13 protein-coding genes are annotated in these 12278 nt (G+C 40.7%); 5 read left to right on the top strand and 8 right to left on the bottom strand.

Translation table 11 applies throughout. The features are described 5' to 3' along the window. Positions 1–32: 32 nt before the first annotated feature. From AC0VZ9_RS12265 to ltaS, 3 genes are all read right to left on the bottom strand, one after another. Entirely contained in the window at positions 33–632 is a 600-nt protein-coding gene (locus AC0VZ9_RS12265) for a YdhK family protein (RefSeq protein WP_071157802.1), read from the bottom strand. 189 nt (positions 633–821) lie between these two features. Then, positions 822–1151 carry a four-helix bundle copper-binding protein gene (locus AC0VZ9_RS12260; protein WP_009334783.1) on the bottom strand — a complete coding sequence of 110 codons (330 nt, stop codon included), beginning with the start codon at positions 1149–1151 and terminating at the stop codon, positions 822–824. A gap of 130 nt (positions 1152–1281) precedes the next feature. Further along, a complete protein-coding gene (gene ltaS, locus AC0VZ9_RS12255) occupies positions 1282–3249 on the bottom strand; it encodes a lipoteichoic acid synthase (protein ID WP_019382952.1) in 1968 nt (655 codons plus the stop codon). Between the two features lie 329 nt (positions 3250–3578). Between ltaS and AC0VZ9_RS12250 the strand changes: the two genes are divergently transcribed. Next, positions 3579–4205: a YczE/YyaS/YitT family protein gene (locus AC0VZ9_RS12250; RefSeq protein WP_009334785.1), complete on the top strand. Its 627-nt coding sequence runs from the start codon at positions 3579–3581 to the stop codon at positions 4203–4205. 34 nt (positions 4206–4239) lie between these two features. On the opposite strand, the gene AC0VZ9_RS12245 is transcribed toward AC0VZ9_RS12250, so the two are convergent. After that, the gene (locus AC0VZ9_RS12245) at positions 4240–6531 is read right to left on the bottom strand and encodes an ATP-dependent DNA helicase (RefSeq protein WP_019382951.1); all 2292 of its coding nucleotides are present in this window, start codon (positions 6529–6531) and stop codon (positions 4240–4242) included. A 159-nt stretch (positions 6532–6690) separates the two neighbouring features. On the opposite strand from AC0VZ9_RS12245, the gene AC0VZ9_RS12240 reads away from it, so the two are divergent. Further along, positions 6691–7125: a hypothetical protein gene (locus AC0VZ9_RS12240; protein WP_475397435.1), complete on the top strand. Its 435-nt coding sequence runs from the start codon at positions 6691–6693 to the stop codon at positions 7123–7125. A 105-nt stretch (positions 7126–7230) separates the two neighbouring features. Further along, positions 7231–7416 carry a hypothetical protein gene (locus AC0VZ9_RS12235; RefSeq protein ID WP_009334788.1) on the top strand — a complete coding sequence of 62 codons (186 nt, stop codon included), beginning with the start codon at positions 7231–7233 and terminating at the stop codon, positions 7414–7416. Positions 7417–7487: 71 nt separating this feature from the next. On the opposite strand, the gene AC0VZ9_RS12230 is transcribed toward AC0VZ9_RS12235, so the two are convergent. Continuing rightward, entirely contained in the window at positions 7488–8522 is a 1035-nt protein-coding gene (locus AC0VZ9_RS12230) for a mechanosensitive ion channel family protein (RefSeq protein ID WP_192908548.1), read from the bottom strand. A 138-nt stretch (positions 8523–8660) separates the two neighbouring features. Here AC0VZ9_RS12230 and AC0VZ9_RS12225 point away from each other — a divergent pair, with 138 nt between their 5' ends. Both AC0VZ9_RS12225 and AC0VZ9_RS12220 read left to right on the top strand, forming a co-directional pair. Then, positions 8661–9746: an AI-2E family transporter gene (locus AC0VZ9_RS12225; RefSeq protein WP_071157808.1), complete on the top strand. Its 1086-nt coding sequence runs from the start codon at positions 8661–8663 to the stop codon at positions 9744–9746. Positions 9747–9857: 111 nt separating this feature from the next. Further along, positions 9858–10907 (top strand): M42 family metallopeptidase, encoded by a 1050-nt coding sequence (locus tag AC0VZ9_RS12220; RefSeq protein WP_071157809.1) that lies wholly within the window; start codon positions 9858–9860, stop codon positions 10905–10907. 44 nt (positions 10908–10951) lie between these two features. Here the strand turns inward: AC0VZ9_RS12220 and AC0VZ9_RS12215 are convergent, their stop codons facing one another. The 3 genes from AC0VZ9_RS12215 to AC0VZ9_RS12205 all read right to left on the bottom strand — a co-directional run bounded on the left by AC0VZ9_RS12215 (position 10952) and on the right by AC0VZ9_RS12205 (position 12268). After that, complete coding sequence (locus AC0VZ9_RS12215) at positions 10952–11509, bottom strand: M15 family metallopeptidase (RefSeq protein WP_019382948.1); 558 nt, start codon at positions 11507–11509, stop codon at positions 10952–10954. Between the two features lie 128 nt (positions 11510–11637). Next, positions 11638–12123, bottom strand: a complete 486-nt coding sequence (locus AC0VZ9_RS12210) for a M67 family metallopeptidase (RefSeq protein WP_019382947.1) — start codon at positions 12121–12123, stop codon at positions 11638–11640. Next, the gene (locus tag AC0VZ9_RS12205; protein WP_009334794.1) at positions 12065–12268 is read right to left on the bottom strand and encodes a hypothetical protein; all 204 of its coding nucleotides are present in this window, start codon (positions 12266–12268) and stop codon (positions 12065–12067) included. Before AC0VZ9_RS12205 ends, AC0VZ9_RS12210 begins: the two co-directional genes overlap by 59 nt. Between the last annotated feature and the right edge of the window lie 10 nt (positions 12269–12278).

Raw genomic sequence — 12278 nt, 5'->3', positions numbered from 1 at the left:
TCTTCGGCAGATAACCTCCTTAACTTACAGTATTATTCAGATGGAGAAAGCTCGTTTTCTGTTACCCACATGTGGTTTTTTACTTCCTGACCGTCAGCTGTAGTAAAGTCAACTGTATAGACAGTTGTTTTCTGCACAGAATCGATTACAGCTGCTGCTCCGTCCATCCCCTCCATGTGACTTGCATTTATTTTTACCTCGGCGCCTTCTTTAAATGGCTCTTCTCCTGCATCAGCAATCTCTTCATGAACTACCCATTTATGATTTTCAACTTTTTTACCGCCAGTGGTTGGTGTATAAGAGACCGTATATACAGTAGTATCATATGCGCCTGTAATTGTTGCTTCGGCTCCCTCCATCCCTTCCATATGTCCTTCTGTTATAAAGGCCTGGCTTCCAACTTCATATTTTGGATTTTCAGCTTCCTTTATTCCTTCAGGAACTTCCCCGGAGCCGGAATGGTCCATGCTTGAATGGTCTCCTGAGTGGCCGCTGCTTTCATTATTCGTTGTGCTTTCTTCAGTGCTGGTGCCTTCCTGACCGGCATTCCCATCATTTCCGCCGCAGGCAGTTAATGTTATCGCTGCAGTTAGAGAAACCAGCCAAATCGCAAATTTTTTACTTGTCAGCATATCTATTCCTCCTTTTCTTCATGAAGTTAGTATGGCAATAAATTGTGCAGAAATTATGGAACAGGCATACAAAAGGCTAATTTAATTTCCCTTCAATAATGGAAAATATGTACAATTATTCATAACCGGGGATTGTAACTAAAAAGCATTGAAACAGACACCCTGCTGGATGTCTGTTTTGTCACTAAATTAAGAAGCCATTTTACGGCATTCCTCCGCACACTTAAAGCAGGCTTCAGCACAGCGCTTGCAATGGCCGTGATCATGTTTTTTGCACTCATTTCCGCAAGCTTCACAAATTTCTGCGCATAGGATACAAATTTGCTTGGCAAATGGGCTGTTTGACTGCATCGTCTTAGCTGCAAAGGCACAGATATCAGCACACTCCCTATCCAGGCGGATACATTCCGCCATCATTTTAACATCCTCTTCTCCTAAGCATGCATCATAGCATACATTACAGGCTTTCATGCATTCTAAACAAGCCTGAATGCATTCTTCAAAGGATTGGCTATACATTCTATCATCCTTCCTTTTATCTCATTACAAAGATACTCTACCCGTGCCTTCTTTTAGTAAACTGCATATTTTCTGCATATATTGCAGGCTGCAAAAAAAGAGCAGAGAGTTATCTCTCTGCTCCTAAATCTTACTTCTGTATACCCGGCCCATTTCTTTCCTCTATAAATGGCACCTCTTTTTTTACATATGAGTAATCATTCCGGTTGACTGGAATAAATCCTTCCGGTTTATAAAAGCGCAGCAGGTCTTTGTAAACAATGTTGTCTGACATTTCAAGCTCTTTTTTCGCCTGATCGGAAAACGGCTTACAGGCATTAGCTTCAGCTATTTCGCCGGTTTCAGTAAAATAACAGGTCTCTTCAATCTGTGTATATTCAGGGGAAATGAAGTTGCCGTTTCGGAACGGGACTACTTCACGGTGCTTATCTGATAATAGATCTGATCCCATCTCCAGGTGATTTTTTGTATCAATGCCCAGCAGGTGAAGTAATGTCGGGCGCACATCCACCTGTCCGCCAACATTATGGACAATGCCGCCATCCACTCCTGGTACATGGATGAATACTGGCACTCTTTGAAGCTTGGCATATTCAAATGGTGTAATCTCTTTTCCGATTACTTCCGCCATAGCTTCATTGTGGTTTTCGGAAATTCCGTAGTGATCGCCATACAGAACAACGACTGTATGATCATACAGCCCGGACTCCTTTAAATCATCAAAGAACTGCTGGAGTGCCTGGTCCATATAATTCGCCGACTGAAAATAGTGGTTCACCACATCATTATCCGTTTCGCCAGAAGGGAAATCAGTATCCCACTCATCCATTTTAAAGGGGAAGTGATTAGAAAGAGTGATGAATTTTGTATAAAACGGCTGAGGAAGACTGGTCAGCATAGGCATGGATTCCTTGAAAAACGGCTTATCCTTCAACCCGTAGTTCTTAGTATTTTCATCGCTCATATTGTAATACTCAGCATCAAAAAACTTGTCATAGCCCATGGTTTTATACATTTCGTTACGGTTCCAGAATGTCTTGTAGTTTCCATGGAAAGCTGCTGAAGTATAGCCTTGAGACTTTAAAATAGCAGGTGTGCCATGGAAGGTATTTTGCGCTTTTGTTACATATACCGCTCCCTGTGACATTGGATATAGCGATGTATCCATGATAAACTCTGCGTCAGAAGTCTTTCCCTGCCCGGTTTGATTCACAATATTATCAAAATAAAATGTCTTGCCGCTGTGTGCAAGTGAGTTCAGGAATGGAGTAACTTCTTTTCCATTCAGCTTGTAGTCAATAATAAATGTCTGAAGAGATTCCATAGATACGTAAATAACGTTCATGCCCTTAGCTTTTCCGAAGTATTCAGGGTTCGGAGGTGCATACTTGGCTTTCACATAGTTCTCCACTTCAGTCACATCATTATTATCCGCAAGAGCCCTTTGACTGGCAGACTTCGCATTTTGCACAATATCATATACGGTGAAATTGTATGCTCCAAGGTATTTCACCAAATAATTGCGGTCGAAGGAACGTGTAAGCAAATCAGGCCGGTCATTCTCTGCAACCTCAAGATTGATGAAGAATACAATGATGCCTGCAGCGATTACAGCCAATGCGGGCTTTCGGCTCATTTTCTTTCCTGGTTTGTACCATTTCCTGACTGCCAGGAAAAGAAGCAGAAGCGTATCTGTAAAATAAAAAATATCCCAAGGAGACATTAAAGACAGAGCACTATCTCCCAGCTGCCCCCCATTAACTTTTGCCTGCATTAGTACGGGAACAGTAATAAAGTCGTTGAAGAATCTATAATAAACGACATTTGCATAAAGCAGGAAAGATAAAAATAAATTCAAGCCAATAAGCATGCCTGATTGCCATTTTCCTTTGAAAAACAAAGCAAATCCAAGGAATACCAATGTAGAACTTAATGGATTCAAAAACAGCAGAAATCGCTGTATGTCATTATTGATCCCTAAATTAAATTCGACGCGGTAGGCTATATATGTTTTTAGCCAAAAAAGGATAACAGTCAGAAAGAACACAGCAAGGCTGTTTTTCGCCAATTTCCTTGGCGATTTTAATAACTTTCCCATAAGTGTGGTTTCACCTCTTAAATTGTAAACATGCGAAAAACTTAGCAGCGGCTAAGTTTTTATACGTAAAAAATATGTAAAGCCAGCATTAATAAATGATGAAGGAATGTAAAATAATATAGCACAGTTTGAGATGAAAGAAAACTGATATCATCTTAATATCTTTCGCCTTTTTCCTGCAAAATCCAACAACTTTTCATAATAATTTTCTGTTAACCCATGCAATCTGATGATAAAATGAATTTTCCCTTCATAATTTCTGTGCTGCAGGAGTATTGATCTTAAAAAGGGCAAGCTAAAAATTAAACATAGATGATTGGAGAGTCTTCATGAAAGAACGTTTCTTATTTTTTATTATTGGGATGCTTATCCTGACAATGGGTGTAGCCCTAATTATCAGGTCAAACCTTGGAGCTTCTGCATGGGATGCCCTGGCTGTTGGTGAATCTCAAATGTTTCACTTAACAGTTGGCACCTTTGTTTTTATAAATGGAGTCATTCTCATTTTTATAAACGCTTTTTTAATGAAAAAAAAGCCTGAAGTCCTTGCAGCCATTTCCATTTTGATTATTGGCGCACTAATTGACTTTTGGCTTCTCGTTATTTTTGGTGACCTTACCCCGCAAACATTGGCAGGTCAATCATTCATTTTGCTTTTTGGGATCCTTTCGATGGGTATGGGAGTGGCCATCTATCTGCAGGCCAAATTCCCCGCTAGTCCGATGGATACATTGATGGTGGCCATTCACACTAGATTTGGATTGAATTTAAGAAACTCAAGGATTATCAGCGAAAGCTTTGCCCTGCTCCTTGCATTCTTATTCAAAGGTGCAATCGGTGTAGGCACGATTGTGGTCACATTAACACTTGGTCTGGTTGTACAATTCTTTTACCCGGTTTTCGAAAGAACGCTTGAAAGAATGCAGGCGCCCAAAGGCCCGCTTATCACCAAATGATTACCCTCATCCTGCTCTTCCTGGGCAGGATGTTTTAACTTCTTAACAAAATAGAATCCTTCCATTCATCAGGCAGCAGGGTCTGATACTTTGCCTGTAAATACCTGTCATCCATTAAGACAATCATCCCTGTATCGTTTTCAGAACGAATAAGCCTGCCCCCTGCCTGAAGAACTTTGTTCATTCCAGGATAAGTATAGGCATAATCATAGCCGTTTTTCCCTTGCTGCTGGAAATAAGCTTTCATCATATCACGTTCAAACCCGATCTGGGGAAGACCCACACCAACCACAAATACACCATTCAGCCTATCTCCCTGCAAATCAATTCCTTCTGAAAAAATCCCGCCCATGACGGCGAACCCCAACAGAGTACCAGAAGCATTTGGCTGAAATGCATCCAGAAACTCCTCCCTTTCTCTTTCATCCATTCCTGTCTTTTGAATAATTGCATGTACTGGCATTTCCTCATCGAGGAACCTTCCATAAACAATTTCCATATATTGATAGGATGGAAAGAAGATTAAGTAATTCCCCTTCTGTCCCTTTAGCATGCTCTTGATTGTTCTGACAATCGGTTCGATAGATCCTTCCCGGTCACGATATCTGGTGGAAAGCGGCTGTATGTAGACCTTAGCCTGATCTTTGGAGAAAGGGGAAGGAACGGATACAATGAAATCTTCCTCTTGAAAGCCAAGCATGTCCAGATAATAGTTAAGAGGCATTAAGGTAGCGGAAAAAAAGATAGCCGATTTATATCCTTTTCTGGCCTTGTGCAGAAGACTCGAAGGATCCAGGCAAAATAACTTGATGATCAGGTCATTCCTCTCCTTTTGAATATACGTTACAAACCTGTCATCATACAGTTTTCCTATTCTGATGAAATTCTGGGCAGCAAAGAATACTTCCAGCAATTCTTCTTCCGTATTGTTTCTGTTTTGCCCCAGGTAGTTTTCGGAGTATTGAACAAATTCTTCAAGAATCTCAAAAAGTTCTTCTGGGGGATTTTTTTCTGCGATTTCCTGATTTTCACCACATTTCTTTTTTAATGCAATAAAAATTCCATTAACCTGTTTTGCGCTTTTTTGAATCCCTTCATCCTTCCCCTTAAAGCTTCTGCTCAACTGAAGAAAGGCTGATTTCTCCAGGGAACTTGAATACATTTCCCTTCCGCGGTCCACCAGGTTATGAGCTTCATCGATCAATAGAGCCGTTTTCTTTTTCTCCTCTTCCAGTAATCGCTTAAGTGAGACCCTCGGATCGAAAATATAGTTATAATCACCAATAATGGCGTCAGCGGCATATGCGGCATCCAATGAAAATTCAAAAGGGCAGACTTTATGCTTCTTAGCATATTGTTCAATTGCCGTTCTGCTTATCATGTTCTCATTCTTCAGGAGGTCAAGTACGGCCTGGTTGATCCGGTCGTAATATCCATTGGCAAACTCACAGTTGTCTTTTTGGCAATTGGTTTCTTCCTTAAAGCAAATTTTGTCTTTAGCTGTGATTGTGACCGATTTAAGATTCAATCCATCATCCCCCATCATGGCTATGGCCCCTTCAGCAGCCTGACGGGTAATGGTTTTGGCTGTGGCATAAATGATCCTCTGAATATGGCCTTCCCCAATGGCTTTTAATGCTGGAAAAAGAGTGGAAATTGTTTTGCCGATGCCTGTAGGTGCGTTGGCAAATAAGTTTTTCCCCTCTGCAATGGTTTTGTATACTGCCCCGGCAAATCTTCTCTGGCCATTTCGGTAGGCAGGAAAAGGAAAAGCCAATTCTTGTATGCTCTTTGTTAATGCCTGTTGATGCTGAATCTTCCAGTCGGCGTATGGAAAATAGGATTCCAGAAGGTAAAGTATAAATTCTTCAAGTTCACGTAAAGAATAGCTTTGCTGAAATCTTTTCACTTCATCTGTTTTAGATTGTACATAGGTTAATTGAACTGTCATGTCTGGAAGATTATGATCTTTTGCATACATGAAAGCATAGCATTTAGCCTGAGCCCAATGGACTGGATATGCAAATTCATCTATTTCAGATAGCGGGAGGGAAACAGACTTAATTTCATCGATAATGTGTTCTTCATTTCTGATGAAAAGCCCGTCACACCTGCCCTCAAGCTGAAAGTCTAGGTGATTGAAGGTTAAGACTGTGTGCAGATACACTTCTTTTTGGTCTTCTTCCCCATAAAGTTTTTGGATTCTTTGATGAATCCTTGTTCCTTCTGAAAGCGGCACTGCAGAACGGAAGCCTGTTTCAATGCTGCCGCTTTTATAAACATATTCAACTAACGATCTAACCGATATTTTTATCTTATTATCCATTGAAACGGCTCCTTAGTTTATTATTTCTCTATTATAGCACATACGTTCTATTGATAAGAAAGATTTGCATAATAAGGAAATGACCCTTTACAATTTAAGGAGATAAAAAATGGGAGGAGAGTGAGCGGATCTGTTCGTTGTTTGGGCAGGCCATAAAAATTGAAAAAAATTATTTTTTGGACAATTACCGGAGGATCTTTTATTTTATTGGGATTCCTCACCTATTTTGCTTCAATGGATCTGATATCAAATAAAGTAATGACAGAAGTTGCCGGCAGCATCACTAATGATGATCTGGAGATGCTTGCCGCTGATCCAAATGTAGAGGCCCTGCTCGGAAGCAGCCCGGAGGATTTAACAGCAGTAAATCTTGAAAAGACATCGTTGCCGATCAAGACAAAAGAAGAGGCTGTGAAGAAGATTTCAGAAAGCTTTTCGTTGAAGGAAATCCAGCAGAGTGTCTCAAAAGTAAAATGCGGACTGACCGCTGAAGAGCAGAATGAATTATACAGCCTTTTAACAGAAAGGTTATCAGAGGAAGAATTAACTGCCCTGAAAATCATTGCTGTACAGGAAACAAATAAGAATCAATAGATAATTCTAAAGAACTGTTTTTTATCTTATTCGGAAGATTCGGGATATTAGACCAAGCAAGATTCCGCCCTTTTCATACCTTAGTATGGAAGGGAGGGATCTATAATGTATCAATTGGCATTATTATATCTTGCTTGTATGCTTGCAGGCTACGGATTGACAATGGTACCTGTTTCTGCAGTTATTACTTCAGGCATTGCCAGCTTTTTCACCATTGTCGGCAGTCTGGCTATGATCATCTTTGGTCTTGCCATTCTTTATCTTGGAGTGAAAGCTTTGTTAGGGAAATAGAGTGCACATTGGAAATCACCAGCCCTGAGCGGCTGGTGTTTTTCGCTTTATCTCCTTTTAACTAAAACCCGTCATTCGTTTGACAGCAGCTGTGCTGTGGCAAGTTCGATCCCATTTTTATAAAACTTCTCAGCAATTACATGTCTTAACCGGCTTTCAAATTTCTGTTTGGCTTCAAAGTTTGCAACAGGGACTTCTATTAGAAAGTCCATGGCCTTATTGCGGAAATCCACAAAACGGATATCAGGTGCAGGTGCCGTTAAAACCCCTTCTGTTTTAGGCATTACAACCTCGACTGCTTCTCTAAGAAGCTTTTCAACTTTATCTGTATCAGTACCGTACGCTACGCTGATTAGGACCTGGGCAAGCATTTCTGAGCCTGTCCGGTTCTTGATGATTTGTTCGATGAAGTATTGGTTTGGGACGATGAGGGTTCCCTCTTTAGCAGTGCGGACGATAGTGGATCTGAGACGGATGCTTTCTATTTTACCGATCTTATTATTGATCTCGATTACTTCCCCAATTTCAATAGGCCGTTCGAAGAGGATGATGATGCCTGAAATAAAGTTACCGGCAATATTGCGCATGCCGAATCCTATACCAATGCCGAGAACACCCAGCATGGCAGCAGCCGCTGTTAAATCAAGCCCAACCGTTGTCAGGCTGATGGCGAGCGCTGCAATCATGACGGTATAATAGATCATTCTGTTGAATGAATAGCCGAGCCCCCGATCAACTCCATAGAATTCATAAACAGATGTTAATACATATTTAGTGAATACTTTTACGATCCGATTTGCAAGCGAGACTGTCAAAAACGCTACAATTATTAAATATAGCGTCACATCTACCTCCCCAGCTGTGAACAAGGTATAAAAAAGCCATTTCTCCCTCGAAAAATAAAACAAGAATAGAATGATAATTCCATAAAAAGCTGCCCAGTTCACGAGTGAAGAAATTCCCTGCATGATCCGGTCGTTTTGTGCTGACTTGCCCTTTCTCTTTTTCACGAGTAAGTTAACGGTCCATTTGGCAGCCAATATTACTCCTGCAAACAATAAAAACAGCATTGCTTCCTTAATGGTTACATTTTTTATAAACAGCATAATTAGACTCCCTCACCTGTTGCGTTTTTAATGTTTTACCTATTCCTCTTACATCGATTCTTAAACGGCTGTGTTTAACAATGTTTGAAAAAAGGAAAGGTGAATAGTAAATACATATATTAAGGTTGGGGTATATGAATGTGGATCAATAAACCATTTTTTAAATATGCAGCAGGTACTATTTTCGTATTAATCATCATTTTCCTGCTTGGGAAGATTGATTACTTCCTATGGCCAATTCGGGCTTTAGTTGCCACTATTTTCTTTCCGGTAGTGATCTCCGGTATTCTTTACTATATATTGAGGCCCCTGGTAAGATTGGTTTCCAGGTCTTTACCCAAAACAGCCAGTATTATCGTCATTTTTGCCGTTGTGCTGGGTGCAGGGTATTTAGGATTTAACGCAATCGGCAATTTGATTGGCAGCCAGGTTACTGAACTAAGCGAAAACCTGCCGGCAAAGATGGAGGATTTATCGGATGAAACGGAGAAAGTGGTTGAAAAAAACAATATGGGCATGTTTTCTTATGACCAAGTCAAAAACAAAGCCTTGAACTTTTTAGAAACCATCCTATCAGGCGCTGGCGAGAACGTGATGAAAGTCTTCTCCACCATTACAAGCATTGTGACTGTCATGGTTGTGGTGCCGTTTATCCTTTTCTACTTCCTTAAGGATGACCATAAGCTTCGGCCTTTTCTGTTAAAATATCTTCCTGATAAACACGAGGAAGAAGGAAATAAAATTCTCGGAGATATTGATAAGACCTTATTTTCCTATGTTACCGGCCAGTTTATAGTGGCAGTCGTAGATGGTGTGTTAATGTATTTCGGATATAAGATTATAGGTTTGGAATATGCATTAATTTTAGCATTCTTTGCAATGTTCCTTACTGTCGTGCCCTTTCTTGGCCCGGTACTTGGCATCATACCCGCCATTTTCATCGGATTACTGCAAGGCACCGGAATGGTATTAAAAATAGTACTGGTATTGATCGCTGTTCAGCTGCTTGAAAGTAATCTCGTTTCCCCCCATGTGATGGGCAAAAGGCTTAATCTCCATCCCCTTACAGTTATTATTATCCTAATGGCTGCAGGATCAATTTATGGTTTTATCGGAATCCTCATTGCCATTCCGTTCTATTCCGTCGTTAAGGTACTTGTAAAAGACTTTAGAAGGTTTTACCGTTTAAGAACGAGGAAAAGCTTGCTTTCAGAAGAAATATAAAGTTACAGACTGCCGTTCTGGCAGTTTTTTTTATTTATAGGGCATGCTTATCCCAAGAAATAACAGTATAATAAGAATTGCGCGTGAATAATTTGAGAGGAGATTTTCTAAATGTCATACCCAAATACAAAAGAAACCATTAACTTGCTAAAAGAAATCGTTTCTATTCCAAGTCCATCCGGAAATACCAATGAAGTGATTACATATGTGGAAAAGTTTTTGAAAGAGCTTACTGTTGAAACAAAACGCAACCGCAAGGGAGGGCTAATTGCTTCCCTTCCCGGTAAAGACCAAAATCGTCACCGGATGCTGACTGCCCATGTTGATACTCTGGGAGCGATTGTGAAAGAAATTAAGCCAAGCGGACGCCTGAAGATTGACCTGATCGGCGGATTCAAATATAACTCGATAGAAGGCGAATATTGTGAAATCGAGACATCATCAGGCAATAAATTCACCGGTACCATTCTGATGCATCAGACTTCAGTTCATGTATACAAAGATGCCGGGAAAGCTGAAAGAAACCAGGAGAACATGGAAGTCCGAATTGATGAAAAAGTACATAATGCTGAGGATGTCCGTGCACTGGGTATTGAAGTTGGGGACTTTGTTTCCTTTGATCCGCGTGTGCAGACGACACCGGCAGGATTCATTAAATCACGCCATCTTGACGACAAGGCAAGTGTCGCCATCCTTCTTCAGCTGATTAAACAGCTGAAGTCCGAGAACATTGAACTGCCGTACACAACCCATTTTCTTATCTCAAATAATGAAGAAATCGGCTATGGCGGCAATTCCAATATCACACCGGAGACAGTAGAATATCTGGCTGTGGATATGGGTGCTATGGGAGACGGGCAATCTACTGATGAGTATACCGTTTCCATCTGTGTGAAGGATGCAAGCGGCCCTTATCACTACGAACTAAGAAAGCGTCTGGTTCAGCTTGCAAAGGATAATGGAATTGGGTACAAGCTTGATATCTATCCTTTTTACGGATCTGATGCTTCGGCAGCCATACGTGCCGGACACGACATTGTCCACGGCTTAATCGGACCGGGGATTGATTCTTCCCATGCATTCGAGCGTACACATGAGGATTCAATTGAAAATACAGCTAAGCTGCTGTATCACTATGTACAGTCGGAAATGGTCCTATAACAAAAATAAGAAACTGCACATCTTGAGTGCAGTTTCTTTTATTATCATTCCGTTTCAGGCGGTCTCTTCCCTCTTTGCAGTTCCCAAATGGTAAGTCCAAAATCCATTTGGAGATGAGGATAGTCCTTAAATTGCGTCCAATCCCCGCCCCATTCAAAACCAAGCTCTTTTGCGATTTCGACGACCTCATCCCAATCTGCTTTACTGTTGCCGTTGCTGTCATAATTCATATCCCAGATAACCTGGCCGTCTACAGACATAAGGGCAAAGTCAATCGCCAGTCCGAAATTATGGTAGGACTCTCCCCCTTTTGCATGAGTAACAATACTCCCCTCAGCCGTGCGGCCTTTTTCATATAAAGCATCCTGTTCTTCTATGCTTCTGAAATCCTGGGTGATGACTACGTTAATGCCTTTGTCGGCAGCCTGGGAGATCAGCTGATCCTTTTTTTCAGCAACTGCAGGGTGAAGAGCAGTTGGGAGAGAAGTGTCCTCTAAATTAGGAGGGCCTATATAATATCTGCTATATTCATAAACTATTAAGCCAATGGCAGATAGTATGAGCAGAAAAACAACTAGTTTCAAAAGTGATTTTACTGGCAAGATTTTAAGTTCCTTTCTTAGCGGTATTCCCTATATGTATATTAAATCATAAAAAGCCTCGGATTTCCCGTATCCGAGGCTTATATGACGATCTACACAACACACCTGTTAAATTAGAAAGGATAATATTATCTTATAACTTCAAATTTCACTTGAAAAGCTTTATGGTCAATTATCTTAAAACACTTTACACTTGTCTTCCTATTTGCGAATGAAATAATAAAATAGGCTGCAGCAGGGTCATGAAAGTTCCTGATGTCATCTCTTGAAGGCAATGGGGCTGCGGAGGGATGTGAATGGTACATGCCTGTCATTGTTTGAGAGAGCTTTTTCATCCCAGATAGGGCAGCTGAGACCTGTTTCATATCCATTGCAAAAGAAGTCGGACTTTTTTCCGTGCTCCTAATTTTCCACATCATTTCGTTTCGGCCATGTTGACCGGAAAGAAGCCCGCATGCTTCATAAGGAAGATCTTCTCTGCAATGATTAATTATTTCATTCAAAACCGAACGATTTATATAAACAACATTTTTGTTGTAAAAGTCAAATTTTTGGTTAACGGCCGCAGCAGCTCCTGCGTCTGGGTTGAGTGGCACTCGCAGTTCCCGAAACATAGATTTTTTTCTTGCCATTGCTCGATGTTTGTTTTAATTCTTGATTTTTCCCTTTTAAAAGCCCTGATGCTTTCTTGGCTTTATTACCAGCTGGGAATTTTCTTGCTTTTTTAAAACTCTCATAAAATTTTTTCGGTGTTTCCACTTCAACCACT

It is taken from the genome of Cytobacillus sp. QJM3NY_8 (genome assembly GCF_056173585.1).
Note: the sequence above shows the minus strand (reverse complement) of the source record. Positions and strands in the feature narration are given on the sequence as shown.